Here is a 25440-nt window from a genome sequence, read left to right on the forward strand (position 1 = left end):
TATATGAAACAGCACAAACTATTACGATACGGTTATTCGGCTTTCGTTTATCTGGCTCTTATGGTCCTTTTTTTGTGGGGGTCCTGTGCAACTCCAGGGGATCGCCAGGGGACGGTGAAAGAGGTCTCCTCAGGATATGAGGCTTTTTATACGCAAAACCAGAAAGATTTTACCCAGCGGACCTTATCCAATGGAATTCCCCTTGTCATAAAAGGAAATGCCCCCGGTCGTGTTGTTACGCTTAAAATCCTTATTCGAGGGGGAAGTTCCCTCATTCCTCCCCAAAAAGCAGGTCTTGAGAAAGTGGGACTTGCCCTCCTTTCCCGCGGCTCAGAACGATATCCCTACGAGGGCATCCTTGACACCCTGTATCGAACCTCCGCTTCTTTGTCGTTTGATAGCCAGTTAGATTATGCAAGTTATGATCTCATCTGTATCGACCAGTATCTTCCTACTCTTTTTGATATGTATATTGATGGGTTCCTCCATCCTCTTTTTACGCAGGAACAATTTGAGCTTGTTCGGAACGAGGCCCTTCAAGCTCTGGAAGAAGAGGCAGGGGATCCCGATCGCTTTGGAAGACGCAAGGGAATCGAAACGCTTTTCCAGGGAGAAGCCTATGAAAGCCTGCCGGCAGGAACAAGAGAATCCCTTTTATCTCTTACCCTTGAAGATGTTCGACAATGGCATCGTTCAATCTTAAATGCCCAGCGACTGGTAGTCATTGTGGTGGGAAACGTTTCCTCCCAGGATATAGTTTCTCGGTTTGAAAAGAATGTGGGGACCTTACCGAAGAATCCCGTTACCTTCCCTTCGGCGTCCTATCACATCGGTTCTGAGGTGCGTACCTTCCCTCATGCCGCGAGTAAAGATGTGGCCTATATCCAGGGCTTTTTTCAGCTACCACCCCGTTCTCATGCCGATTATGTGCCCTTCGCCATGGGGATCGATATGCTGGATGATCTTTATTTTAATATTGTCCGGGAACAGTATGGGGCCTGTTATTCGGTGGGTACTATTTTTAATCAGGCAAAGAGTCCCTACGGCATTGTGTGGGTGTATAAGGCTACCGATATACAGGGAATTCCCCGGTATATCGAAGAGGCTTGGAATCTTTTTAAAAAGGAACAGCTTATTTTAATGAAGGATCCGGAAACGGATCAGTATGTGTATACCTCCCTTTCAGAACGATTACGGGCCTATAAAAACAAATACATTAATCAACTCTTTGAAAACCAAAAAACCTCTGCCCAGATTGCGGGGCTCATTGCACGGAGCTTTATATTTACGGGAGATCCCCTGGATTATCTTCGTTTCCCCGAACGGATCGAAGCGGTGACGGTGGGGGATATTACAAGGGCGATGAATCGCTGGCTTTTTGGGGCTTCCCTTCAGTGGGTTGTGGTAAGCGATGCAAATGGCCTGGCCAAAATAAAGGGGATTTCTTTCCCGGGGGTAGCTGCAGGCTCTTCTCAAAAATAAAGGTATGTGTCTTTTTTGACTCCCCATGTCTGACTGTTTAACCAGGGGCTCCCAGGGACTCCCTGGAGGAATGGTTGAGACTCTTTTTCTTGATAGGGCCGGAACTTACAAGAGTTGCACCGGGTCTACATCTACCTCGATGTAGACCCGGGGGTCTCGTTTTTGTTCATAGAGCTCCAGGGCCGACCGGGCGGCGGCGTGGATGCCTCCCAACTGTTTTGCCCGCAGAATAATGTGCCGTCGGTGATTTCCTGCGATAAGCGAAAGGGGGCAGTCCGCCGGCCCAAGGAGTTCCGCATCGGCGGGGAGGAAGAGGTGTATAAGGTGAGCCAGGGTTTCTGCCGCCCGGTCGGCCCGCTGGGGGTCCCGGGACCGGATGGTACAACGGATAAGACGGGTGTAGGGCGGAAAGGCGAGTTCTTTGCGCACCGCCAGTTCGGCCGCGTAAAATCCAGTAATGTCCATGGCACAGGCCCGACTGATGGCGGGATCGGAGGGTCGGAAGGTCTGGACCAGGACTTTCCCATCGGGGAAATAGCGCCCCGCCCGGCCTGCAACCTGAACAATAAGAGAAAAGGTCCGTTCTGCGGCCCGAAAATCGGGAAGGTGAAGGGCCGTGTCCGCAAGAACTACCCCTACAAGGCGGACCCCCGGAAAATTGAGCCCCTTGGCGACCATCTGGGTTCCCAGGAGGATGTCAATGCCCCCTGCTCGAAACACCTCAAACACTTCTTTAAGGCTTCCCTTTTTCCCTAAGGTGTCCGTATCTACCCGCCGCACCCGGAGATCCGGAAAGGTTTGACGCACCTCTTCTTCGATCATTTCGGTCCCGAATCCCACAAAACCGGCTTCTACCGAACCGCACTGGGGGCATACCGACGGTGGCAAGACCGAATAGCCACAGTAGTGACAGAGGGCCCTTCCTTTGTGTTTGTGATACGTAAGAGAAACAGAACAGCGTTTGCACACCAGTTCGTATCCACAGTGTTTGCAATGATAAAAATAGGCAAAGCCCCGGCGATTCAAAAAGAGAATGGTCTGGCGTCCCATTCGAGCGGTGGTGCGAATTTCTTCTTTAAGTTCCTGGGTAAGACAGCCTTCTGTTCCTTCCAGGGAGAGAATTCGTATTTCCGGCGGAGCGCCGCCGGAAAGGCGACGGGTAAGGATGTGTCGTTCGAGCTTACCTTCTTCCATCAATTTCCAGGCTTCGACAGAAGGAGTGGCGGACCCCAAGAGCAGGGTGGCCCCCTTCATGGCACACCGTTTCATGGCCACCTGACGGGCATGGTAGCGGGGAGTATTTCCCGATTTGTAACTGCCATCATGTTCTTCATCGATGATGATGAGCCCCAGATTTTGAAGGGGAGCAAAGACCGCACTCCGGGGGCCCACCACGAGGCGGACTTCGCCCCGCCGCATACGAAGCCACTCTCGAAGCCGCTGGCTTCCCGTCATGCGGGAATGGACGGTGGTAGCAAGGCTACCGAATCGTTTTTGCAGGGCCTCCTCTAATTGATGGGTAAGGCCGATTTCGGGGACCAGGTAAATCACCGACTTACCTGCGGCAAGGGTTGCTTCTGCGGCCCGGAGAAACACCTCTGTTTTACCCGAACCCGTAATGCCATAGAGATAGTGGGGTATTTCGGGCTTTCTCAAAATTGCCGAAAGGGCTTTCTCCTGTTCTTCCGACAGGACAAGGGTCTCCGGGGGAATGAAGCCCTCTTCGGTGAGCAAGGCTTCTGCCGCCGATTCTCGTCTTCCCGAAGGTACCATGACCGCCAGGGCTTCTCCCAGACTGCAGAGATAGTAGGAAGAAAGCCAGCGGGCAAGTTCGATGTGTTCTTCATCGTAGAGGGGTGCTTCATCGACGACCCGACGAATTTTTTTTAAGTTCCCTTCTTGTAAAGCGGGGGGGAGAGTGGGGGGAGTGCCAATCACAAAGCCGAGGAGTTCCTGTCGTCCAAAGGGTGCGATAACCCGCTTACCCACCGCTACGCTTTGTTCATCATCGGGAAGATAGGTAAAGGTCCTCTGCAGGGGAATGTCAAAAACCACTTCCACAAAGAAGGGTGGGGAAGTCGTTGCTGGATGTTCTTGTTGAGAAGCGGTACCGGGATTCCCGCTGTCGTGATGGCGGGCTTCCTGCTCTTGTTTTTGTTCAGAGGGCACTTTAAAAGGGGTCTCGTCGGCGAGGGGGGAGGTTTTTGTCTGCTTTGAAAGAGATGGGCTAGCCATTTCCATAGGCACCGATAGTAGTAAGGTAACTCCGTAGGAGTTTAAGATCTTCCCAGGCAGGTCGCTTCAGTTCTTCATTTCTCAGAAGAGCGCTGGGATGGTAGGTGGCAAAGAGGGGAATTCCCCGGTATGTATGTTGACGCCCTCGCAGGTGACTGATCCCTTCTGTGGTTTCTAAGAGCGTCTGGGCAGAAATACGGCCCACCGTCAGAATTGCCCGGGGCTGGAGTAACCTGATTTGTCGTTCTAAATAGGAACGGCAGGCGGAAACCTCTCCCGGTAGGGGATCTCGATTGTTAGGAGGACGGCATTTTACCACATTGGCGATATAGCAGTTAGTTTCTCGGTTCAAATTGATGGCCGCAAGCATTTTATCTAACAGTTGCCCCGCCCGACCCACAAAGGGACGGCCGGTTCTGTCTTCGTCAGCCCCGGGGCCTTCTCCGATTACCATGACGATGGGCTGGGGTACCCCTTCTCCTGGTACGGTAGTGGTCCGTCCCAGGGCAAGCTGACAGCGGCGGCAGTGGAAAATTTCCTGGGCAATTTTTTCAAGACTATCTTCTTCTAGTGAAGGGAGGGAAAGATCTTCAGCGAGGGGAAGAAGGGAAGGCTCCCTTGGTGGGGGGGATTCTGCGGGGGAATGCCCTTGTGGTAGCGTAAGGGTGGTAAAAAAGGAATCATCCTGTACGGGATATTCTGGGTGGGGCCGATGATATCTCCCATCGAGGTAATCGAGGATACAATCAATATGAGTAAGGAGTGCCTTTTTTTCTTCCGCCCTCATAGCTGTAATAAAACTGGAATTGCCTGCCCTTGACAAGCCCCTCAGGGGGATTCAAGAAAGGAACCCATAGGCCGGTTATGGCTCTGTTCTCATGGTGCAGGAAGACGGCCTTTTTTGAAAAGGTTTTGCAAAAAGAAAGGGATGGCACCTCTTTTTTACTAACCTTTGACCTTATTTCTAAAATAGGATAGTCTTGAACCCTATGGCGGGCGTACTGCACCTTATACCTACTCCGATTAGTTCTGGTCCCTTCCCTTTGCCGGAATACCTAAAAGAGGTCTTTCGCTCTGTACCTTACATCATTAGTGAGCGGGAACGGACTACGATTCGTTTCCTTGCTTCTTTTCTTACCCCTGAGGAGCTTTCCCGGAAACACTTTGCCCGTTTTGACGAGCATTCTACCGAAGAGGATCTGGACCCCCTGCTTCATCCTATTGTACAGGGGATGGAGGGGGCCCTCGTATCTGAGGCGGGGCTCCCCTGTGTGGCCGATCCGGGGGCTTCCCTGGTGGCCCTTGCCCATCGGCGGGGAATCTCCGTGGTGCCCCATCCTGGTCCCTCGGCGATTGTGCAGGCCCTCATGGCCAGTGGTCTTAATGGTCAACGTTTTATGTTTGAGGGCTATTTGCCCATTAAAGAACCGGACCGCCTTAAACGACTTCGGTATCTGGAAGGCCTTTCCCGTCGAGAGGCCCTTTCGGTAGGATGGATAGAGACCCCCTACAGGACCGACCAGCTTGCGGCGTACCTGGTGTCCCATCTGGAAGAAACAACCCGCCTCTGTATTGCCCGGGATATCATGGGTACCGATGAGCGAATTGAGATGAAGACCATAGGGGAATGGAGAAAACACCCCCTTCGTTTTGGCAAGATCCCTGCGATTTTCTGGATGCAGGGTTAAACAAGACGTGCCAGCTCTTCACGGTCCTCTCTGAAAAGGTCTGGTAGGGGGCCCTTATGATGGCATAGTAAGAGTTCTTAGTCTGTCCATGAGCCATCCCAGGGAACCAGTTCAAGGTTGCCCCATGCGGCAAGATGATCGGCCATGATACAGAGGGCTCCCTGGGGAAGACAATCAAAAGGTGTTTCTAAGAGAAGAGAGGATGTCCCTCCAGGTGTGCAGAACGAAGGGGGCCCACCATGGATGTCTCCTTTTTTCTGGGTTTGCGGTGCCGCTGAAGAGGGCCTTTCAAAATGAGATAAAGGTTCCTTATCATCCCTCTGGTTTTTCTGGGGTTGGTTTTTCTGAGGGGCCATTGAGGCAAGGTACGAAAGGGCTTCTTCCATATCTTCTTGCCGTTTAAGGAGGTTCCCCAGGGCGGTGGCCCAGGCATCAGCCGCGGCCGCATCGGGGGCCAGTACCATGGCCGCATCGGCTTTGCCAAAGCTCAGGGAAGGCCCTACGGTTCCGGAAGAGCAGGCAAGCCCCCAGGGTCTTCCCGAAGGCTGTAGTCGCACTGCTATTTTCCCCGAAAGCGAAGAAAGCCCCGCGTACACTCCCACAAGCAGCGGCTCCTGAATCCAGAGCCAATAATCTCCGCCGTTTTCTATAACCAATTCATCAAAGGCAAATTCTTTTGTAAGGTCTTCTCCCAGGATGGCCGCAATAGCTCCGGCTACCGCCGCCATGGGGCCTACACCGGCCGCCTGACCGGCCTGGAGCATCCGTTGCACAATGGGGGGCGCCTCTGGATCAAAATGAAGGGGAACCAGGCTGGAAAGAAAATTGGGGTGTGTATCACTGTATTCCTGGATGTGTCTTCTTAAGGCCTGTACGATATGGGTTGCTCGCTGACGGACACGGTGTTCTTCGAAGGGGTGTGCAAGAAATGTTCCCCCCGTTTCCGCAGCGGCGCCACCCCCCATCCAGCTTACCGGATCTTTTTCAGCAATTTCTGTGGGATGGGCTGATTCCCCCTCTCCCTGCGCGGAAGGGAAGACTCCTCCCTTCCAGCCAATCCAGAGATCCGTTTCTTCTATTTGGAGGGTGAGGGAAGAAAAGCGGCTCCCTTCCATGGGATGCCGGTAAAATCGTTCTCTGTACAGGGGATACCTCCTGGCGTATGTGGGGGATACCGCACAAAGGCTGTCTCTGGGACGGCGCCTCAGCTACCATGATACTCCGGAACCTATCGGAAAGGCCGCCCCCTTTTTCATGGTTTATGAAACTTCCCCAAAATCAAGGGTAAAGCACCCCATAGGGCAGGCCTTGACGCAGTTTCCGCAGGCCACACAAAGGTCCCGGTTTACCTGGAGCTTCCAGTCTTTTCTGTCCAGGAGGATGGCCCCTGAAAAACATACCCCCGAACAGCTGCCACAGTCGATGCATCGATCCTCGTCCCAGAAAAGGCGCTTTGAAACACTAACCCAGCTTACCCCTATCGATTCGAGCCAGGAAAGGGCCCGGGAGAGCTTTTCTTCTTCTTCAACCCCAAATTCGACAAGGAGATTTCCCTCTTGTCCAGGAGAAATTTCAGCCCGAAGAATGTTTACCCGGATATCAAAATCTTTCACCAGGCGCCACAAGATAGGTTCGCTTACGGTTTCTGCGGAATATCCAAGTACATATTTACTGGTCATCGGGATGTCCTCCGGTTTCTGATAATAGGTAATCCCTGCACGGTACTTCGCTGGGGAAGAGGACGTGCTGGAGGTATGAGGGGGAAGGCCCCCGAAAGGACCATGCGTTTTAAGGTCTCTGCCAGTTCTCGGGCTCGGCGATAACTGGAAAGAGGTGCGGTCCTCACCTTTTTCCCCCGGAATTCGACGGTCCCTGACATGAGTTCTGCATAGCTTATGTTCCCCAGAGGCGGGTGCCCATCGAGGGCATAATCGCAAATAGTAGTCTGGATTTCTTCGTTGCGGACCATGACGCGATAGGCCAGATCTTCATCCAGAACGGGGATAGCAAAGCCCACTCCCACGTAGAGGGTAACCCCATATTTTTCATAATAGGCTGCCCGGATCCATTGGCTCGACATTTCTTTAGCATTCCCTACGAGCATGAGGGTTCGGGCGTTCGAAAGGGGAATGCCCCGTTCGTTGGTCGGTTTCTCGGTATTAAATTGGGTCCCATTCCAGGCTACGGATCCTACGGCGCCACCTAAAAAAACGGGGCTCCCAATCCCTATGGTACGGAGTTCAGGATCATTTAAAAGTGGAGAAAGACAACCCGAGGTGGAATAATTAATATTCAAGAAAGAAGGAAGTAGGGTGCCCATATAAGTATACAGGGTTCGATGACTGGAATTCGTTGCGGCCGGATAGTTTTGATAAGCATTGCGGGGATTGGTAAGGATCATCTCGTTGACCCGATCCCGATGGATGTAGGTTTCAATGTCTTTTCGGGGATAACAGTCGGTTCCCTTGGCGTGGGCTTTGAGGAAGAGTTCTTCCCCTTCAATAAGCTTTTGGATGATGTGGGCCCCCCCAAAGCGGGGATTCTCTGGATGCACTTCTGTGGCGCCGATGTAGGCATCTACCGCCGCAATGCCGCCGAAGACCGGTACGCCCTCGATAGTAATATGCTCCATCCGAATCGGTGGTTCCGGATGGCCAAAATTGATAAACATCCCCGAGGAACACATGGCTCCAAAGGTTCCGGTGGTAACCACATCTACTTTTTGTACAAAATTAGCGGGTTTTTCTTCACTGGCCATCTGGGCTGCCTCTTCAGCGGTAATGACCACGGCCTTTCCTTCTTTTAGTTTTTGGTTAATCTCATCCCAGCTCTTGGTTGTCCTGCTCATGGAAAACGCTCCTCTGGGGAGTATAGACCCTTCTTATTTTTTATTCAATAAATGTAGCCTCTTCGTATCGATGTTCCAAACAATGGAAAAACCTGGTTACGTGATACGCGGGTGAGCGCTCAGATTAGGAAATAGAAACAAAGGCCCCCGAATATTCCCCCTTTCTTTAAAAGTGGGGTATCCAGGGACCCGTGGTTGTTTCCTGCAGGCAGAGCCTACCGGGCGATTTAGATAAAGAGATTTACCCCCGCGTTACTGGCCGCTTCGTAGTAGGTGGCAACCCCGCCAATTTCGATGCCGTCAAGGAGTTCTTCTTTCTGAACCCCCATGATATCCATGGACATCTGGCATGCCACTAGGCGCACCCCCGCGGCCCGGGCCTGGGCAATCATTGCTTCCAGTGGATCCACCTGTTTTGCCTTCATGCGGGCTTTCATCATCCAGGGGCCCATACCCCCAAAATTCATCTTAGAAAGGGAAAGGGTCCCCGCATGTTTGGGCAGCATCCAGCTAAACATCCGGCCCATGAGGTCCTTGCGAACCCGGGGTTTTTGTTGCTTCATGATGACCGAGAGCCCCCAGAAGGTGAAGAACATGGTTACCGGTTTGCCCACCGCCGCAGCCCCATTGGCCAGAACAAAGGATGCCAGGGCCCGATCAAAATCGTTAGAAAAGACGATGATGGTGGCTCCCTGGGCGGTTTGAACCATCGTGGGGCTCGAAGAAGAAGGGACTGTTCCTTGGGGTCGATCGCCCCCCAGGAAGGGACGAGATGCGGATGCAAGGGGGGCCCCCTGTTGCTTTTCGATAAGGGCTTCGATTTTTCCTCCTTTGTTTTCAAGAGAAACAAGGAGGTTCCCCGTTAAATTGGTCCAGGACTGCACATCCCGGGCAAAACCAGGGTCAGTCGCGGTAATCAGGATACGGCTTCCCCGTTCGATTTTATCAATCTCTGTTTTAAGGCGCATGATGGGGCCCGGACACTGGAGACCACAGGCGTCCACCGTAATAATCTTGACATTTTTTTGTTCTACGATTCCTTCGGGAAGGCCCGTCCCTTCATGGTAGGTGATTTTTTGATCCCCCACCTGAGCGGTTTTCCCTTTCCACAGAGCCAGGGCCCCCGGGTTGTCCTGTTTTTCCATGGCGGCCTTCCAGGTTTTGTATCCCCCCGTCAGGTTGTAAAGGTCGGTCCATCCATGCTGACGGAGGATCCGTTCGGCCAGGTAACCCCGCAGTCCTACACCGCAGTAGACGAGGACCGTTCTGTCTTTAGGAACCTCCGAAAGACGGGTGCGAAGTTCCGTGTTGGGGATACACACCGCCCCCGGTATATGGCCGAGGTCGAATTCTTCTTTCGTACGTACGTCAAGGATAAAGGCTCCCTTTGCTCGCTGTTCTTCAAACTGTCGCCAGGAAAGGACCCGAGAGCGGCCGGCCAGGATGTTTTCGGCCACAAAACCGGCCATGTTGATGGGATCCTTGGCGGAGGAATAGGGTGGGGCATAGACGTGTTCGAATTCGCAGAGGTCAAAAACGGTGCCGCCCTTCTGAATAAAGGCCGCAATCGCATCAATCCGTTTATCTACTCCCTCATAGCCGACCGCCTGGGCGCCGTAGATGGCACCGTTCTCTGGATGAAAGAGAACTTTCAAGGTGAGGGGAAGGGCATTAGGATAGTATCCCGCATGGTGATTTGGATGTACAATAACCTGACTATAGGGCTTTCCAACCCTCTGAAGGACCTTTTCGTTGATTCCGGTGGTAGCGACGGTAAGATCAAAGATCTTCGCCCCAGCGGTTCCAATGGCCCCTTTCCAGGGCCGCACCTTCTTGTTCCCAAATACAATCGCATCGGCTACCAAACGCCCCTGTTTGTTTGCGGGACCCGCAAGGGGTATCACCCCGAGTTCCCCACTCAGGGGATGTTTGAAGGCAATTGCGTCCCCAATGGCCCGAATGGCCTGGTCACTGGTGGTAAAGTATTCATCCACTATGATGGCCCCTGCACCGGGTTTTCCCGGAGGGACAGTTTCGAGCCCCGCCTCCTGGGCGATCTTTGTATCGGGCCGTACGCCTACCGAAAAGATCACCATATCGGTCAGAATTTCATCCCCCGAAGCCAGAAGGACTGCGATACGGCTCCCCCGACGTTCAAAGGCCTTGACGCCATCTTTCAGTCGTAACTCGAGCCCCTTGTCTTTAAGATGTTGATGAACGATGGCGGCCATTTCAAAGTCCAGCGGTGCCATTACCTGATCCAGGGCCTCCACAATGGCAACCCCGAGTCCCCGGTGGGCAAGATTTTCTGCCATTTCAAGGCCGATAAAGCCTCCACCCACAACCACCGCAAGCTGGGGATGTTGGAGATCGAGCCACGCTTTGATACGATCCACGTCGGGAACAGAACGGAGGGTAAAAATCCCTTCGAGGTCAAGTCCCGGAATAGGAGGCCGTACCGGTTCGGCTCCCGGAGAAAGGATAAGGGTGTCGTAGGACTCTTCGTAGGTCCTGCCGGTTTTTTTATCCACCAGCGTTACGGTTTTTTTCTGCCGATTAATAACTGTCGCTTCCGTAGCAACCCGGACATCCACATTCAAGGTGGCCCGGAATTTTTCGGGGGTCATAACGAAGAGTTTGTCCCGTTCTGCAATAACCCCGCCACTGTAGTAGGGAAGTCCGCAGTTAGCGTAGGAGATATACTCTCCTCGTTCAACCAGGATTATCTCTGCCTGCTCATCGTTCCGTCTTAAGCGGGCCGCCGCAGTGGCACCTCCCGCGACACCACCGATAACAAGGTACTTTGCCATAACCTACTCCTTGAGGGCGATAAATATTTCAAGCAATTGAGGGGGAATAGTTATCCCCCGTTCTTGCAAAGCCGCCAACAATTCTTTGCCTTTTTCCGTCGGCTGGTTCGACCAGTGCCGTTTATCCTGGGTTCCCCGGCTTCGTTCTATCAAACCTTTCTGTTCAAGACTACTCAGGAGACGGGAAATCCGGGATGGTGAGAGACCTATCTGGTCCTGCAGGGGGGCACTCCCCGTGCAGCCCCCGCCAATACAACAGAGGAGAAGGGCCTCCGAAAGGGTGATATGATATTCTTCCTTAAGATCTTCTTCTAAGCGGGTGACATACCGGAGGATTTCTTTCAGAGCACAGAGTTTTTCTTTCATACAAACAGGGTCCGTCGTTCCTTTATGCTATTAATTGCCTCTATCAATGATTGTTAGTAGCAAATATTATATAAAAATATCGATATGTCAAGAGCGGATTCCTGTATCCTGTTCCGGATCCCTTATGGTTCATCTTCTTTAGTTGATACAAGAATCGGTCGATACATACAGAGGAGGACCAGAAGTGCAAAAATCGTTATTTCTCCGCCGGGGAAAGAGTGTATCTGTACCATTTCTGTTTATCGTTTTTGTGATCCTGGGGATACTACCGCTCCAGGCATGGGGAGAATCTCTTTGTCTTGCGGTGGTAGAACAGAAAGGGGCACAGGAAAAGTATGAGGCTTCCACCGTCTGGGAAGGGGCCCTCATGGGGGTGTTTTTTAATGCGGGACATATCATTAGTAGTTTCCCCATTACCCTGGTAGAGGAACGCCCCCTGTATCAAGATATCTATCAAGCAAAAGAGGGTGGAGCAACTTTCTTTATTGTATGTATAATGAAGTATGATGACCTTCAGTTGAAAAACGGACAAATAAAAAAAGATGAAAATTATTCCTATATAGGTCCCCGGGAAGTGGTAGTCCAGATATTTACTACAAAAGATGGTAAAAAGGTATTTGAAAAATATTATGAGTATCCTCTAGATGAACGAGGCCTTTCTGTGGAGGAAGATATGCGGCGAGCCCAATATGTGGGATTAGAAGTGGTAGATTTTTTGAGAAAACGATGAGGAAATACCATGAATGGGAGTAGTACTATGAAACGGCCATGGCTTTTGGGGTGTATTGCCGTCGTCTCTCTTGTCCTATTGCCAGCCTCTTCGGTGTGGGAGGGTGCTGCGGTCCAGGCCGATGGGGGCCTGTTGCCAGAAAAGGGCTACTTTATTGCGACAAGTTCTTTTCCCCGAAATACGCTGGTAGATATTGTGAATCTGGAAAACAACCGGTCCTTGCGGGTTGTGGTAGTACAGGAACTGGATACGGCGGGCCTTTTGGCGCTTGTTTCAAAAGAAGCCGCCGAATACCTGGGAATGAAACCCCGGGTAGTCACGAGGATCCGCATGAGCATGCCCGCAGACCCCATTGCCTTCTCTCGGTTTAATGAGGAACTGGTAGCTCCTCGAGATCCGGATCGCAATCCGTCGGTTTTTGTTGAGCAAAACCGAGCAAGGCCTGAGGACTCCATTGTCGGATCTCCTATTCAGGAAGAAGCTCCGGTGACATCTCTTGCTGAAAATAAAGAACCACTGCCGGAGAAAAAACCAGAAGAAACCCCTGTGGGGCCATCCCTGGCAGAAACCGTACCTGAGGCAGAAGCGCTGGTAGAAGTTCCTGTCCCTCAGGAAAAAGAAAAAAATGAGGGAGCGGTGGCTCAAGAATCTTCCCTTGCGGAAAACAAAAAAGAGGCATTGCCCCCCGTTTCTGCTTTTGAAACTCCGATGGCACCCCAGAATGTTGAAACCGCCCACCTAGAAGGATTCCCTCCAGAGGAAGGAAAAATCACGGAGGTGCCTGAACCTGCTCTTGCAGCTCAACCACCGCAGGAACAAAAAGCAGAGACCCTCTATCCTCAAGAGCCTTCTTCTGAAGTGACGGTGCTTATTGCAGAAGAACCTCCCCAAAAGGAAGAACCGATAGGGGCCCCTCAAAAAGAGGAAAAGGAAACACTTACAGAAGCGCCCCCTCTAAAAGAAGAGGTACCATCGACTCCTCCGGTTACTCCCGAACCAGAAGAAACGGAGATGGTCCTTGTGCCGGCAGAGGAACGACCACCCGTATTGGATACACCGGAGGCGCAGCTTCCTGACTCTGCTCGGGTGGCCACACTTCCGCCTGAATCCCCTCTTGCTGCCCCAAAGGAAGAACAGTCGCAAGGGGAGATTAACCTTGAGATTAAGGAAGTTCCTCTCGAAATGGCTATACCTACCCCTAGCACTGAAGCGGTAGCGCCGGTTGTAAAAGGACCGGTGAAAGAAGTTGTACCAGAGGTTCTATCTGAAAAAAAAGCATCCATTCCCGAGCGAATCCTTCATGTGCCGGTAGTGCGCTCCCTGGAACGGGGAACGTATTATATCCAGTTGGGGTCCTTCCGCAGTGCCGCTTCCCTTGAAGGGGCCATTGCGAAACTCAATCCACGATATCCAGCGGTAATACAGGTTTCAGAAAATAAGGGGGAATTGATATATCGATTGTTTGTGGGCCCCTTGAATCAGGGAGAAAGTACCGCCCTGCTCCAGCAAATGAAACGGCTGGGTTACAAAGATGCCTTCGTTAAAAAGGAAGGATAGCACCTTACAATAAAAAGAAGGGTAAATCTCCGCTGAGCTAAGTAATTCTTGATAAGTTGAAGGGGCCCCTGCAGGCCCCTGTTTTTTATCTTCCATGGCAGTATTTATACTTTTTCCCGCTTCCACAGGGACACGGATCGTTACGACCCACTTTGGGAATGGTTCGTACCACCGTGGCAGCCTCCGGTTCTGAACGGGCAGGGCCAGCGCTTCGGCCCAGCGTAGCCCCTTGCCCGGAGCCTCCACTTTGCCCCGCGGACTGGAATGCTCCCCTGTTTCCGCTCACCGATTCCCTGCCGCCTGTTTCTACCATACCACCGAAACTGCCGATGCTCCCATGGCTTGCATTCTGAATAGTCACTAGGGGCCGAACGGTGCGGGTCTCCCGTTCTTCTGGCCGCTGGATGCGTACCAGATGGAGCCGACTTGCAATTTCTTGCCGGATCTCCGCAATCATGGTATCGAAAATCTGGAATCCTTCGATCTTGTATTCCGTAAGGGGATTCTTTTGCCCATAACTACGGAGATACACCGCCTCCCGAAGGGCCTCCATGTTTTCCAGGTGGTCAAGCCATTTACGGTCGATGGCCTGCAGGTACTGCATGCGAATGAAAAGGTTAAGGTTTTCTTTTCCTACCAGATTTTCTTTTTCTATAAGTTCTTGTTTTAAATCTTGAATAATCCGGCTGGCCAGTTCTTCTGGCTTATCCCGCAGGGCCTGTTGGAGGGATGGATCGAGCAGGTAGCCGAATTTTTCCCGTAAAAATTGGGAAAGCTCCTTTGCGGCTTGAGCAGGATCCCGCCGGACCATATCGGCATAGATCTCGATTCTATCCCGCACCATGTCTTCGGTGGCGCTATGGACCCGTTCGATAAGGTTCTGGTCGGCGAGAATCGCATCCCGTTGTTCGTAGATGAATTTCCGTTGCTGATTAAGCACATCATCATATTCCAACAGGTGTTTACGAATTTCGAAATTTCGCTCCTCCACCTTTTTCTGGGCCCGCTCAATACTTTTGTTCAGCCAGGGATGGAAGATGGGTTCCCCCGCCTCCATACCCATGCGGGCCATCATACCCTTTATTCGTTCCCCTCCAAAGAGACGCATGAGATCGTCATCGAGGGAAATGAAGAATTTAGAACGGCCGGGGTCTCCCTGTCGTCCTGAACGTCCCCGTAACTGGTTATCAATTCGTCGGCTTTCGTGCCGTTCCGTACCGATGACGTAAAGGCCCCCTAAATTTTTTACCTCTTCGTAATCCTTTTTCCATTTTTCGTATTCTTCTTGATATATTTTTGCATATTGTTCTGGAGTAGCATTGGTCCCGGCCCGCTTTCGTGCCCGATGTTCCGGATTACCTCCGAGCTTAATGTCCGTTCCTCGTCCGGCCATGTTGGTTGCTATGGTGACCGCCCCCTTGGCCCCTGCTTCAGCGATGATTACTGCTTCACGGGCGTGGTTTTTTGCATTGAGCACTTCATGGCGGATTCCACGCCGGGTAAGAAGGGCAGAAACCTTTTCAGATTTTTCGATAGAGACGGTCCCCACAAGAACCGGTTGTCCCCGTTTATGGGCCGCCTCAATTTCGTCGCAGAGGGCGTTGAATTTATCGGTTTCGTTAAGATACACCACATCATCTTCGTCAATCCGAATTACCGGCAGGTTGGTGGGAATAACCACCACATCAAGACCGTATATTTTATTGAACTCTACCGCCTCGGTGTCGGCGGTCCCCGTCATACCGGCTATTTTTTCATACATCCTGAAGTAATTTTGAAAGGTGATGGTGGCGAGGGTTCTATTCCGTTGAGCTATTTTGATATGTTCTTTTGCCTCGATTGCCTGGTGAAGTCCATCGGAATAGCGGCGGCCGTGCAGAATACGACCGGTAAATTCATCTACGATTTGTACCTGCCCATCCTGGACCACATAATCCACATCAATATGGAACAGCTTATGGGCCCGCAGCGCCTGGGTAAAGTAGTGGATGTATTCAAAATTTTCTTCATCGAAGAGGGAACCCTTTATAAGCCCCCGTTTTTGCAGGAGCTTTTCGATTTTATTCATCCCCGCATTGGTAAACGAAACGGTCTTGTTTTTTTCATTTATCTTATAATCGCCGATGACTTCTTCGCCCTGGGTCTCATCAGGATACTCCCCGTTCTCTTTTTTTCGAACCTCTTCCAGGGTGTCCAGGAGTTTATCTACTTCAAAATACTTGTAGGTGTCATCTTCGGCGGCACCGGAAATGATAAGGGGGGTGCGGGCCTCATCAATAAGGATAGAGTCGATTTCATCGATAACGCAGAAATGATGACCCCGCTGAACCCGACCTTCCAGATCCCAGCGCATGTTATCCCGCAGGTAATCAAAACCAAATTCGTTATTGGTTCCGTAGGTAATGTCGCAGGCATAATTTTGCCGGCGCCGGTCATTGTCCATATCAGAAAGGATGGTCCCTACCGTAAGTCCCAGGTATTCAAAAACCGGCCGCATCCACTGGGCATCCCGGCTTGCCAGGTAGTCGTTTACCGTTACGACGTGCACCCCTTTACCGGTGAGGGCATTCAAATAGGTGGCGGCCACACTCATCAGGGTCTTTCCTTCGCCGGTCTTCATTTCCACGATTTTTCCCTGGTGCAATACAATGGACCCCAAAACCTGAACATCGTAGGGCCGTTCTCCTAATTGCCGTCGGGCCGCTTCCCGGGCAAGGGCAAAGGCTTCGGGAAGCATAGAATCCAGACTTTCTCCATTTTGATACCGCTCTTTAAAACGGGCGGTCATCCGTTTAAACTCTTCCGCAGGCAGTGAAGCCGCCCAAGCTTCTTTTTCATTTACCGCATGAAGAATCGGTAACAGGGCTTTAAGATCCCGTTCATGCTGGGATCCAAACAGGGCAGTAAAAAGCTTTTCCAACATAGGGACAAGATACCCCGTTCTTGTGCTCTTGGCAAGGGACTTACTCCTGGTAAATGGTAAGTACACAGACATGGCATCCCCGCAGGTCCCGTAAAAAGCTGAATTTGCTCAATGGGCCGCTTAATTCCAGGGGGATACCATGTCTGTTAAATTATCACGTGCTCCTGGTATAATCGGAGAAAAAAGCGTCTGTTTGTTGTTAAGCTCTGCTTCCTCTCCCTAAAAGTGATGGGCGGGATATACGGCGGCCTAACAAAAATGGGAGTATTCCTGCGGGGCCTATCCTGTGAGAGGGTGAAAGGAGGTATCTGGAAACAGTACCAACATCTCTCCTCTACCTCATTGGTTGACAAGGGTTTCCACTCGGTCTATGGTACATCCATGAATAGAAGAGAAATTAAAAGAACAGGAATGGTGATACTCGCAGGTTTTTGTCTTTTAGGATGGGGACTTGCTTCCTGTGCTTCAAAAAACAAGGTAGAAACCATACGACGGGAAAATCTTTTTCGTCTTGATCTTGGAAAATTGGAAAACCAGATCGACCTGGTGAACATGGAAGGAGATGGCCGACCCCTTAAGACAAGTCTGGTGATGCGGGATGGTCAATTCTATATTTCTGATAATAGAGGAAACAAGGTGGTTCGATATACGTCCTACGGGGATCTGCTTTCCATGATATACAATCCTGACACGAATCCACCACCCCTGACGTTACAAAAACAGGATGCGGAGCACCAGCTGGTTACTCGCCGGGCAATTCCGTACCCTCTTATTTCTAATGGCTACCTCGCCGTCGATTCCCGTCGCCATATCTATGTGGAGGATAAGTTACCCGTGGAACGGCAGGTATACGATCAAAATAATAATGTGCTCCTGGATTCTACGGTGCTCCATTTTGATGGGGATGGCAATTTCGTTGAATATCTTGGCCAGGAGGGTATTGGGGGATCTCCCTTTCCGTATATCACGGGAATTTATACGTCTGTGGATGATGATGTGGCTGTCGTATGCCGTCTTCAAAAGGGCTGGAATGTATATTGGTTCGATAAGGAAGGACAAAGCCGGTATATCATTCTTATTCGCTCGCAGGATATCCCGATTCCCAAGGGAATAGAGGGGTTCCCGGTGATAGATAGCCTCGTCGTTTCTCCCGATAGTCGGCAGGTGTATCTAAAGGTGGATTATTATGCAGACCTCTTTGATGAGACCACCAAAATGAAGACCGGGATCCAGATAGTAGGCTCCTATTTGTGGATCATGAATGTGGAAACAGGAAATTATGAAAAAAGCATGGTTATTCCTTTCTTCGAACAAACACGGGTAGAAAATGATAAAAAAGAAACCCTTTCATTGCTGTATTCCCTTTTGGGGGTTGCAAATGGTCATAAGGTATTTTTCGTTATCCCCGTAGAAGAAGGGTATCGCCTTTTAGTGATTGATGTGGAATCAAAAACCCAAAAACAGAGTTTTATTCAAGTGAGTCGGGATGAACTCATTTACAATGCCCTCTCCCTTTCTCCAGAGGGTATTCTTTCGGCCCTCCTTGCCACCGAATATGAGGTAAAAATTGTATGGTGGAGAACGGATAGTCTTACGGGGGTGGTGTACAAATGAAGCTGGTGCTCAGTAAGGAAGCCCGTCTTCTCGATCAAGAGGCAATTGAAGGGTGGGGGTATCCTTCTGAAATGCTGGTGGAAGCGGCTGGCCGGGCTTGTTGGGAGGTACTCCAACGGCAGGGTTTCTTTACTGAACACACAGGGGATGAGAAAATTGTTGTTCTCGTCGGGTCTGGAAACAATGGGGCCGATGCATTGGTGGTACTCAAAAACCTGCTGTTTTGTGGAGCCCTTACACCTGCTTCCTGCGCGGTGGTGTTTTGTAAAGCCCCGGTATACCCGCCTCAGAGCGTAAGGGATCGACTCCTTTTTGTGGTAAACCGTTGTGGCTGTCCCCTCTATCACTGGGAAGAAGAGAAAGAAAGAATTACGAAGTTCCTCCAGGAAGCCCCGTTCATTATTGATGGTCTTCTTGGGACGGGAGTACATCAACCGATAAGTGGAGCGGTACAAAGCCTTGTGGATGTGGTGAATGAAATCCGTTCTCAAAGAGAGGCAGGGAAGTCTCCGTGCATCATTTCGATAGATATTCCGTCGGGCCTCTATGATGGCTGGAAAGCCGCTGATGGGGCAGTCCGCGCGGACTATACCTTAGCGATTGAGCCCCTTAAGGCATGTCTTTTTAGCCCCGAAGGAAGAAAAATGGCAGGCACCATTCTTCCTGTTACTGGTATTTTCCCGCCGCCTTTGCTTGATTCTCTTACGGGGGGAGAGCTCCAGACCTTTGCAGAGGCCCTTCCGTCCCTTAAAAAACTTGCTTCGCTACCGACAAACTATAAACATGAACGAGGGGTGGTAGAAATTTATGGAGGGGCAGAGGGAACCACGGGAGCCCCCCTCTTAAGTGCCCGAGGAGCCCAGTATGGCGGCTCTGGTTTGGTGCGACTTGTGGTGGATAATCACCTTCTTCCCCTCGTTGCGCCGGGGGCAGGGGGCATCATGGTGGTCTCTCAGAAGGGGGCCCGGGAGCGCCCCTTAGCTACGGACGTGATGGTAGTAGGGCCTGGCTGGGGGAATGGCCCAGAACGGGCTTCTTTGTTTTCAGAACTGGTGAGAGAGCGGCCTGCGGGAACGGGACTCGTCATTGATGCGGATGCCCTTCGGTGGTGCGAAAATTTTTCCTATGGGGGGAAGGCGGTCTGTACTCCCCATGTAGGAGAAATGGAGCAACTCCTTATAAGGCTTAATGAACGGAGCCCTCTCTCTTTTCCACAAGGAAAAATCGTTCGGGAAATGCTACTTTCCCAGCCCCTTCCGTTGCTTCAAGAAGTTTCTCGCCGCTTAGAGGCGGTTATTCTTTTTAAATCCCATATCCTCTGGGTTGTTGCTCCCGACGGCCGATGGTCCGTCATTGATGGCCTTGTGCCTGTTCTGGCAATGGGAGGAACGGGGGATGTTCTCGCGGGGCTTGTGGGGGCGGTGATGGCCCGCATAAAACGGCAAACTGGAGGAGTAGATCCGTACCAGGCCGCGGTGATAGCTGGATTGCTTCTTATGGAAGCAGGAAAAACGGTACAAAAAGAAGGTTTCTGTGATCCTACTGCGGTAGTTGCCGCGGTGGGGAAATTGGCAGGTTCTTTGTGGCTTTCTCAGGGATAAGCTACCGAGGAGGCTTTTTATGAAGGATAGTGAGAAAAAAGAGATTCCCTTTTATTATTCCCGGGCACGCCGGTTAGAAAGGGCACCCCTTGAGGTACAACGGTTGATGAATTCCTCCAACCAGGGTAAACCAAGCCTCTTTAAAACCCTTACGGCAAGCCGTTCCCATGCCTTTCTGTTTCTTGCCATTGTGATATTGTCCCTTACCATCATGGTGCTTACCTATTTGATGCCCCTTCGATGACTGAATGAGAGGGTAAGATACGCATGGAGGAGGGAACCCATTGGGTTATTCACAATAGGGAAGACGAAGAGCCGCAGAAGTTTCTTTTTTAAAAGAATCATGATTGACCAGAGGGATATTTTTACTATAGAGTAGAAAGAGAGCCTATGCTTCAATTTTATTTCTTATCGGTTCTAACGAATATGCTCGCTGGGTATGCCCTTCTGGTAGAAGATTCGGAAGGTTCTTCTGCACTGGAGGGATTGCGTTCTTACGCAAAGGATGAAATAGTTCGCCTTGTTCTAGGCATCCTCAGTGTTATTGTGGGCTTTTTTAAGGTGCTTTCCGCTATACGGGGGGATATCCCTATAATAGGGGACCTGATTCCAGCCGCGGCCGGAATACTCTCAGGAATTCTCTTGGTGTACGAATACTACAAGAGACATAGCACCGTGGCGGGTGAACAACCGGAAAAGTTAGAAGTTCTCTGGCAAAAAAAACGGTGGGTAGGGTATGGTGCGCTCGTTGCAGGGGTAGCCCACTTTCTCTTTCCTACCGTGCTTTTCTTGTGATATGGAGTAGAAGGAGAACCGGTGGCTGTTCAGCGTTCAGTGGCAGGGGTTGCTATTCGGGATAGAAAGATTTTTGTGGCCCAACGAAAAGCTGGTGGTTCCATGGGAGAGCGCTGGGAATTCCCGGGGGGTAAAGTAGAAGCGGGTGAACGAGATGAAGATGCCCTTGTTCGGGAATTTCAGGAAGAGCTTGAGCTTTCTATTACGGTAGGTCCTCTGATTGGAAAAACCTCTTTTGTTCACAATGGTGTGCCCCGAGAACTTTACGCTTATGAAGTGACATTTTCAGGAGAGCCTTCTTCCCTCCATGAACATTTGCAGGTGCGGTGGGTTTCTCTCCCGGAACTGAACACCCTTCGATTTGCCGATTCGGATGGCAAAATAGTAGAGGCTATTGTATCCTACCTGGAGAAAAAATGATGAAAAGAACACATAACGTCGGTGGACTGTTTCTTTTTCTGGTATGGGTATTAGGGTCTTGTTCTGGAGAATCATCCAAAACCACCGTTGTTCCCTCAGAAAATCCGCCCCTTTCTCGAGCATATATTGGATACGGACAGGTTATTGTTCCCTATGCCCAGGTTTTGGACAAACCGGGTAAGGAGGGAATCATTTTAAGAATCATCCGGGAAAACGAATTGTATCCTATTCTCGAACGGCGCTATAAAACAGAAAACGGTCGTCCTGATGTATGGGTTCGCATTGGAACAGAAGAAAGTGGATGGGTCCGGGCTTCTCAGCTTTCGATATATGCGACCGAAAAGAAGGCCCGCTTCATGATAGAAAAGAAAACCCATGAATAGGTTCCTTGTCTTTATTGTTCCTCCCCTGGTGGGGGCAATTATTGGGTATGTAACCAATGCCATCGCCATTAAAATGTTGTTTCGTCCCCTCAGGCCCTGGTATATTGGTCGCTGGCGTGTTCCCTTTACCCCGGGAATTTTGCCCCGTCAACGGGAGAAACTGGCCGATAATATTGGGCGGATGGTAGAACGGGAGCTTATTACTCCCCACCTTATTCAGCAGCGCCTTGCCCACCCCGAGATACAAACGGCCGTAGCTGCCACCATCAAAACGTTTTCCCTTCCCCTTATGACTCGCCCGCTGCATGTCCATGTGGCTAGTCTTTCAAAGTTTGTGCAATCCCTGGGAAAGAAAACCGACGCTCCCACCTCTCAGGAACCGGCGGTGGCGGATGGGGTGGTTCTTTTTGTGCAAAAGATTCTTTTTTCTCCTCCTGTTCAGACCCTGATTCAGCGGGGAATCGAAGCGGTGGAACAGTCCCTGGAAGAGCGGACGGTGCCCGAATTGTTACACTGGACCGCGGAGGAATGTTCAGAGCGGGTACGGACTTTTTTCTGGAACCTTTTGGAGCAACACCAGGAGACTCTGATTCGCCAGGTGGAAGAACTGCTTGAACGCCTTTATGACCCCCTCACGGGAGCTGCCATAGGATTGCTTAAAACCGAACAGGTCCGGAAGAAACTGGAGCACCATGGGAGAGCTTTTTTGAAACGGGTCATATTACGGCTCAATGTTTTTCAGCGCCTGTTCTTATCCGCTGCCCAGTATGATAAGACCCTGGATGAAAAAATGCCCGAAATCATTCAGGATCTCATTGAAGAACTGGAACGTATGCTTTCGGATCAAAAAAATAAAAAAGTAATAATTGAATATGTACGGAGAGAATTTTCGAAATTCATAGGAAGTACTTCTAACCGTATCCAAATTGCTACATTCCTGTATACCCTGGTGGTGCCCCTCCTTTCTCTTCCGGTAGGGAAACTGGTGGAAAAGGTGGGTCTGGGGAATCTTCAGTCGGTTGGGACGGCCCTGCAAGAAAAATTAAAAGACTTTCTGGCTCAGCTAAACTATGAAAAGCTTACTGCCTTTATACAAGGAGGAGAAAAGCCCCTCCTTGATAATTCACTCCAGGAACTTCTTGGACTGAAGGAAGATGATATAGATCGATTGAGTACTGTTCTGACCTCGGCACTGCTTTCTTTTGTTGAGGGGCAGGTGGAAGGAATCCTCGGAGCTTTAAATGTTAAGGAGGTGGTACGCCAGAGGATCAACAGCCTTGAGATGGAAGAGGTGGAACGGATCGTTTTGGATGTGATGGCAAGTCAATTTCAATGGATTAACATTTTTGGAGCTATCCTGGGAGCCCTTATCGGTATTGGACAGGTGGGCCTTTCTTTTTTCATGAAGTGATGGAAAGTGTTTATTTCTCTTTCTTTCTTCAAGCTTCCGTTTGATAGGGAAGTGCCCCCAATTGTCCGCACGAGCCGGATACGCCGCGGCCTTTCTTATAGCGAATAGTTACGGGAATGCCGGTTTTTTCTAGCTGTCGGGCAAAATTTTCTACCTCCGCAGGAGCGGGTTCTGCAAAATTTTTATCATCCATCCCAAGACCTTCAACGGGGTTCCAGGGGATAAGATTTACCATCACCTTAAGGCTCCGACAGAACTCCTGGAGGGCCCGTATGTCCTGGGGCCTCGTGTTAATTCCCTTAAGGAGCACCGCTTCCAGGGTAATGCGGTGGTGTTGTTTCTGTTGATAGAGGAGAAGGGATTCTTTTAGTGTATCAAGTGGATAGGTCCGATTAATAGGCATGAGACGGTTTCGTAATTGGGGATCCGCGGTAGTGAGGGAGACGGCAAGACGAACCTCTGGACCTTTCTCTGCAAGTTCTGTGATGCCAGGAACAATACCACTGGTGGAAATAGTAATCCGACGATGGGAAAGATTAAGTCCTTCAGGACTCGTCCAGATATCGATGGCCTTCCGGAGGGCTTCCAGATTCAAGAGGGGTTCCCCCATACCCATCACCACGATGTTCGATATTGTTCCCCCTACCTTTTGGAGATGAAAAAACTGGTCCACTATTTCTGAAGGGGAAAGATTACGGAAAAAACCGAGGGTGCCGGTTTTACAAAACAGGCACCCTATAGGACAGCCTACCTGGGTGGAAATACAGGCGGTCTTTCTTCCCATTCCATCCTGAAGGAGCACCGCCTCCACAAGGGAGTTGTCTGCACAGCGAAGCTGGAGTTTGATAGTCCCATCCTTATCCGTAAGTTGTTGGGCTATTTCGGTAGCGTGAAGGGTGAATCGAGAAGCAAGCTCCTCCCGCAGGGAGCAAGGAAGGTCCGTCATTTCCTCAAAGCTCTCGGCTCCGCGGGCGATCCATTTAAAAATTTGCCGCCCCCGATAGGGGGGCAGGGGGGCCATCAGGGCGGTTAGCTCGGGAAGGGTTAAACCTGAGAGAATTTCCATGGGCTTACGATTTGCTTAGGCCTGTTTCAATTTTTCAAACAATTCGTTGATAGCCGCATTCTTGATTCCCAGTTTTTGAAATTCCGCAAGAACCTCTAGGGCTCGCTCTTTTTCGCCCTTTTTAAGCCAACAATCCGCTAATTCAAGGTAGAGTCGATAGTTTTTTTGGTCCTGTTGAATGAGCCTTCGCAGGGATTCAATGGCATCCTCATATTTCCCTTGCATTTTTGCGATGATGGCAAGGCCTAACACTGCATACACATCGAATTCAATGTTCAGTGCCCGATGGTAGTACTCCTGGGCCTTTTCGAGTTCCCCCATATTGCGGTAGGCATCCCCCGCTCGAGTAAGGATGACCTTGTTGCGGGGGTCCTGTTCCAGGATACGGTTCCAGTATTCGAGGGAACGATATTGCTGGTTAAGTCCCCGATAACAGTCGGCCAGTCCGAAGAGGGCATAGAAATTGTAGGGGTCCATTTTTAAGGCCCGTTCAAAATAGGGAATCCCCTCTGCAAAGGTTTTGAGCTTGCGGTGACAGTTTCCGATGGAGGTTAAGACCCGAATATCCACATTGTCTTTGTGGAGTTCCAGCATCTTCTCCCAATAGTACAGGGCATCCCGGTATTCTTTAAAGTCGTAGTGGAGATGGCCCAGGCCGATGAGGGCGTAGGGGTTGTTTTCTTCCATTTCCAGGACCCGCAGGTACACCGCCTTGGATTTGCGGAAATCCCGCACCTTGCGGTATGCATCCGCCACCCGGGTAAGAACCGTAATGTTTCGGTCGTCATGAAGGAGGTATTGTTCCCAAATTTCGATAGCCTTCTGGAATTGATTCAAGGCTTTGTAACAGTCTGCAAGCCCAAAGAGGGCGTAGTTATTTCCCGGGTGATGGGAAAGACAACGACGGTAATATTCCACCGCATCTCGGAAGGCCCCCCGTTTGCGGGCTGCGTCTCCAAGCCCTACCAGGGCGTAATTATTGTCGGGATCCTTTTCAAGGATAGTCTTAAAACATTCCACCGCTTCGGGAATCTTATTCTCTTTAAGGAGATGATACCCTTTTTTGGAAAGTTCTGAAATTTCGGTAAATTTATCTTTTTCTTTTTGGCTTAGCCCCTCAGGAATTTCAAAATTCATGTCCTGGGTAAGCTGTGCTGGTTCTTCCATCATCGCTTTTTTCCTCTTGATGCAGCAATTTTTGTATAAGTATGGCCAATTTGGCGCTTAGCTGTTCTACCTTTGCTTTGTCAGGGGCAAGCCAATACATCTTGAGGGCCTCTAGTATTTTCCCCTGTCGCTCGTAATACTCTCCTACCCGGCGTAACCCATCGGAGTACCCTGTGGTAAGATATATTTTTCGGGCCTCTTCTATCCTTCCCTTGTTAAAAAGATCATTTCCTTTACGATTCAGGGCAACCTTTTGGGTATCTGTCAGGGCAGGTCGTTCAATGGTTTTTATAAATCCCTGATCGCCAAAACGATCAAATATATTATTTTTATCCAATGGCCAC

Annotated in this window: 22 protein-coding genes; 11 read left to right on the top strand and 11 right to left on the bottom strand. The window is 50.6% G+C overall.

Annotated elements, in window-relative coordinates; all coding sequences use genetic code 11:
• Window positions 1–3: 3 nt before the first annotated feature.
• Window positions 4–1482, top strand: a complete 1479-nt coding sequence (locus C5O22_RS09595; RefSeq protein ID WP_132781286.1) for a M16 family metallopeptidase — start codon at window positions 4–6, stop codon at window positions 1480–1482.
• 105 nt (window positions 1483–1587) lie between these two features.
• On the opposite strand, the gene priA is transcribed toward C5O22_RS09595, so the two are convergent.
• Both priA and C5O22_RS09605 read right to left on the bottom strand, forming a co-directional pair.
• Window positions 1588–3723 (bottom strand): replication restart helicase PriA, encoded by a 2136-nt coding sequence (priA, locus tag C5O22_RS09600; RefSeq protein WP_243692921.1) that lies wholly within the window; start codon window positions 3721–3723, stop codon window positions 1588–1590.
• Window positions 3710–4504, bottom strand: a complete 795-nt coding sequence (locus C5O22_RS09605; protein WP_132781288.1) for a uracil-DNA glycosylase — start codon at window positions 4502–4504, stop codon at window positions 3710–3712. The genes priA and C5O22_RS09605 overlap by 14 nt, the downstream gene beginning before the upstream one ends.
• A gap of 202 nt (window positions 4505–4706) precedes the next feature.
• On the opposite strand from C5O22_RS09605, the gene C5O22_RS09610 reads away from it, so the two are divergent.
• The gene (locus C5O22_RS09610; RefSeq protein ID WP_132781289.1) at window positions 4707–5405 is read left to right on the top strand and encodes an SAM-dependent methyltransferase; all 699 of its coding nucleotides are present in this window, start codon (window positions 4707–4709) and stop codon (window positions 5403–5405) included.
• A gap of 77 nt (window positions 5406–5482) precedes the next feature.
• Here C5O22_RS09610 and C5O22_RS09615 read toward each other — a convergent pair whose 3' ends face one another.
• The 5 genes from C5O22_RS09615 to C5O22_RS09635 form a co-directional block, all read right to left on the bottom strand.
• Window positions 5483–6520, bottom strand: a complete 1038-nt coding sequence (locus C5O22_RS09615; protein ID WP_132781291.1) for a UPF0280 family protein — start codon at window positions 6518–6520, stop codon at window positions 5483–5485.
• Between the two features lie 144 nt (window positions 6521–6664).
• Window positions 6665–7084: a 4Fe-4S binding protein gene (locus C5O22_RS09620; protein WP_132781293.1), complete on the bottom strand. Its 420-nt coding sequence runs from the start codon at window positions 7082–7084 to the stop codon at window positions 6665–6667.
• Window positions 7081–8253 (bottom strand): homocysteine biosynthesis protein, encoded by a 1173-nt coding sequence (locus C5O22_RS09625; RefSeq protein ID WP_132781295.1) that lies wholly within the window; start codon window positions 8251–8253, stop codon window positions 7081–7083. The genes C5O22_RS09620 and C5O22_RS09625 overlap by 4 nt, the downstream gene beginning before the upstream one ends.
• Window positions 8254–8480: 227 nt before the next feature.
• The gene (locus C5O22_RS09630) at window positions 8481–11063 is read right to left on the bottom strand and encodes a DsrE/DsrF/DrsH-like family protein (protein ID WP_132781296.1); all 2583 of its coding nucleotides are present in this window, start codon (window positions 11061–11063) and stop codon (window positions 8481–8483) included.
• A 3-nt stretch (window positions 11064–11066) separates the two neighbouring features.
• The gene (locus C5O22_RS09635) at window positions 11067–11429 is read right to left on the bottom strand and encodes a MarR family winged helix-turn-helix transcriptional regulator (protein ID WP_132781298.1); all 363 of its coding nucleotides are present in this window, start codon (window positions 11427–11429) and stop codon (window positions 11067–11069) included.
• A 184-nt stretch (window positions 11430–11613) separates the two neighbouring features.
• On the opposite strand from C5O22_RS09635, the gene C5O22_RS09640 reads away from it, so the two are divergent.
• Together C5O22_RS09640 and C5O22_RS09645 are read left to right on the top strand one after the other, a co-directional pair.
• Window positions 11614–12159 carry a hypothetical protein gene (locus C5O22_RS09640; protein ID WP_132781300.1) on the top strand — a complete coding sequence of 182 codons (546 nt, stop codon included), beginning with the start codon at window positions 11614–11616 and terminating at the stop codon, window positions 12157–12159.
• A gap of 27 nt (window positions 12160–12186) precedes the next feature.
• The gene (locus C5O22_RS09645) at window positions 12187–13716 is read left to right on the top strand and encodes an SPOR domain-containing protein (protein WP_165910485.1); all 1530 of its coding nucleotides are present in this window, start codon (window positions 12187–12189) and stop codon (window positions 13714–13716) included.
• A gap of 85 nt (window positions 13717–13801) precedes the next feature.
• Here C5O22_RS09645 and secA read toward each other — a convergent pair whose 3' ends face one another.
• Window positions 13802–16639, bottom strand: coding sequence for a preprotein translocase subunit SecA (gene secA, locus C5O22_RS09650; RefSeq protein WP_132781303.1), 2838 nt, complete (start codon window positions 16637–16639; stop codon window positions 13802–13804).
• Window positions 16640–17020: 381 nt separating this feature from the next.
• Between secA and C5O22_RS09655 the strand changes: the two genes are divergently transcribed.
• The 7 genes from C5O22_RS09655 to C5O22_RS09685 all read left to right on the top strand — a co-directional run bounded on the left by C5O22_RS09655 (window position 17021) and on the right by C5O22_RS09685 (window position 22863).
• The gene (locus C5O22_RS09655; protein WP_243692922.1) at window positions 17021–18253 is read left to right on the top strand and encodes an LIC_12708 family protein; all 1233 of its coding nucleotides are present in this window, start codon (window positions 17021–17023) and stop codon (window positions 18251–18253) included.
• On the top strand, window positions 18250–19854 hold the full coding sequence (locus C5O22_RS09660; RefSeq protein WP_132781305.1) for an NAD(P)H-hydrate epimerase: 1605 nt from the start codon (window positions 18250–18252) through the stop codon (window positions 19852–19854). The genes C5O22_RS09655 and C5O22_RS09660 overlap by 4 nt, the downstream gene beginning before the upstream one ends.
• Window positions 19855–19873: 19 nt before the next feature.
• Window positions 19874–20098, top strand: a complete 225-nt coding sequence (locus C5O22_RS09665) for a hypothetical protein (RefSeq protein ID WP_132781306.1) — start codon at window positions 19874–19876, stop codon at window positions 20096–20098.
• A 146-nt stretch (window positions 20099–20244) separates the two neighbouring features.
• Window positions 20245–20649: a hypothetical protein gene (locus C5O22_RS09670; protein ID WP_132781308.1), complete on the top strand. Its 405-nt coding sequence runs from the start codon at window positions 20245–20247 to the stop codon at window positions 20647–20649.
• 21 nt (window positions 20650–20670) lie between these two features.
• A complete protein-coding gene (locus tag C5O22_RS09675) occupies window positions 20671–21069 on the top strand; it encodes a (deoxy)nucleoside triphosphate pyrophosphohydrolase (RefSeq protein WP_132781310.1) in 399 nt (132 codons plus the stop codon).
• Window positions 21066–21452, top strand: coding sequence for a hypothetical protein (locus tag C5O22_RS09680; protein WP_132781311.1), 387 nt, complete (start codon window positions 21066–21068; stop codon window positions 21450–21452). Before C5O22_RS09675 ends, C5O22_RS09680 begins: the two co-directional genes overlap by 4 nt.
• Entirely contained in the window at window positions 21445–22863 is a 1419-nt protein-coding gene (locus C5O22_RS09685; RefSeq protein ID WP_132781313.1) for a DUF445 family protein, read from the top strand. The genes C5O22_RS09680 and C5O22_RS09685 overlap by 8 nt, the downstream gene beginning before the upstream one ends.
• Window positions 22864–22891: 28 nt before the next feature.
• On the opposite strand, the gene rlmN is transcribed toward C5O22_RS09685, so the two are convergent.
• Genes rlmN through C5O22_RS09700 form a run of 3 tightly spaced genes read right to left on the bottom strand, consistent with a single transcriptional unit; the run spans window position 22892 to window position 25433 of the window.
• Entirely contained in the window at window positions 22892–23929 is a 1038-nt protein-coding gene (gene rlmN, locus C5O22_RS09690; protein ID WP_132781316.1) for a dual-specificity RNA methyltransferase RlmN, read from the bottom strand.
• Between the two features lie 15 nt (window positions 23930–23944).
• Window positions 23945–25066, bottom strand: a complete 1122-nt coding sequence (locus tag C5O22_RS09695) for a tetratricopeptide repeat protein (RefSeq protein ID WP_243692924.1) — start codon at window positions 25064–25066, stop codon at window positions 23945–23947.
• Window positions 25056–25433 (bottom strand): hypothetical protein, encoded by a 378-nt coding sequence (locus tag C5O22_RS09700; protein ID WP_207895373.1) that lies wholly within the window; start codon window positions 25431–25433, stop codon window positions 25056–25058. Before C5O22_RS09700 ends, C5O22_RS09695 begins: the two co-directional genes overlap by 11 nt.
• Between the last annotated feature and the right edge of the window lie 7 nt (window positions 25434–25440).

It is taken from the genome of Treponema sp. J25, assembly GCF_004343725.1.
Lineage (GTDB): Bacteria > Spirochaetota > Spirochaetia > Treponematales > Breznakiellaceae > J25.

Bases quoted from the DNA above. Each gene is read 5' to 3' on its own strand.
- C5O22_RS09595 (WP_132781286.1), top strand. From the start codon at position 4: ATGAAACAGCACAAACTATTACGATACGGTTATTCGGCTTTCGTTTAT.
- priA (WP_243692921.1), bottom strand. From the start codon at position 3,723: ATGGAAATGGCTAGCCCATCTCTTTCAAAGCAGACAAAAACCTCCCCC.
- C5O22_RS09605 (WP_132781288.1), bottom strand. From the start codon at position 4,504: ATGAGGGCGGAAGAAAAAAAGGCACTCCTTACTCATATTGATTGTATC.
- C5O22_RS09610 (WP_132781289.1), top strand. From the start codon at position 4,707: ATGGCGGGCGTACTGCACCTTATACCTACTCCGATTAGTTCTGGTCCC.
- C5O22_RS09615 (WP_132781291.1), bottom strand. From the start codon at position 6,520: ATGGAAGGGAGCCGCTTTTCTTCCCTCACCCTCCAAATAGAAGAAACG.
- C5O22_RS09620 (WP_132781293.1), bottom strand. From the start codon at position 7,084: ATGACCAGTAAATATGTACTTGGATATTCCGCAGAAACCGTAAGCGAA.
- C5O22_RS09625 (WP_132781295.1), bottom strand. From the start codon at position 8,253: ATGAGCAGGACAACCAAGAGCTGGGATGAGATTAACCAAAAACTAAAA.
- C5O22_RS09630 (WP_132781296.1), bottom strand. From the start codon at position 11,063: ATGGCAAAGTACCTTGTTATCGGTGGTGTCGCGGGAGGTGCCACTGCG.
- C5O22_RS09635 (WP_132781298.1), bottom strand. From the start codon at position 11,429: ATGAAAGAAAAACTCTGTGCTCTGAAAGAAATCCTCCGGTATGTCACC.
- C5O22_RS09645 (WP_165910485.1), top strand. From the start codon at position 12,187: ATGAAACGGCCATGGCTTTTGGGGTGTATTGCCGTCGTCTCTCTTGTC.
- secA (WP_132781303.1), bottom strand. From the start codon at position 16,639: ATGTTGGAAAAGCTTTTTACTGCCCTGTTTGGATCCCAGCATGAACGG.
- C5O22_RS09655 (WP_243692922.1), top strand. From the start codon at position 17,021: ATGAATAGAAGAGAAATTAAAAGAACAGGAATGGTGATACTCGCAGGT.
- C5O22_RS09660 (WP_132781305.1), top strand. From the start codon at position 18,250: ATGAAGCTGGTGCTCAGTAAGGAAGCCCGTCTTCTCGATCAAGAGGCA.
- C5O22_RS09665 (WP_132781306.1), top strand. From the start codon at position 19,874: ATGAAGGATAGTGAGAAAAAAGAGATTCCCTTTTATTATTCCCGGGCA.
- C5O22_RS09670 (WP_132781308.1), top strand. From the start codon at position 20,245: ATGCTTCAATTTTATTTCTTATCGGTTCTAACGAATATGCTCGCTGGG.
- C5O22_RS09680 (WP_132781311.1), top strand. From the start codon at position 21,066: ATGATGAAAAGAACACATAACGTCGGTGGACTGTTTCTTTTTCTGGTA.
- C5O22_RS09685 (WP_132781313.1), top strand. From the start codon at position 21,445: ATGAATAGGTTCCTTGTCTTTATTGTTCCTCCCCTGGTGGGGGCAATT.
- rlmN (WP_132781316.1), bottom strand. From the start codon at position 23,929: ATGGAAATTCTCTCAGGTTTAACCCTTCCCGAGCTAACCGCCCTGATG.
- C5O22_RS09695 (WP_243692924.1), bottom strand. From the start codon at position 25,066: ATGAATTTTGAAATTCCTGAGGGGCTAAGCCAAAAAGAAAAAGATAAA.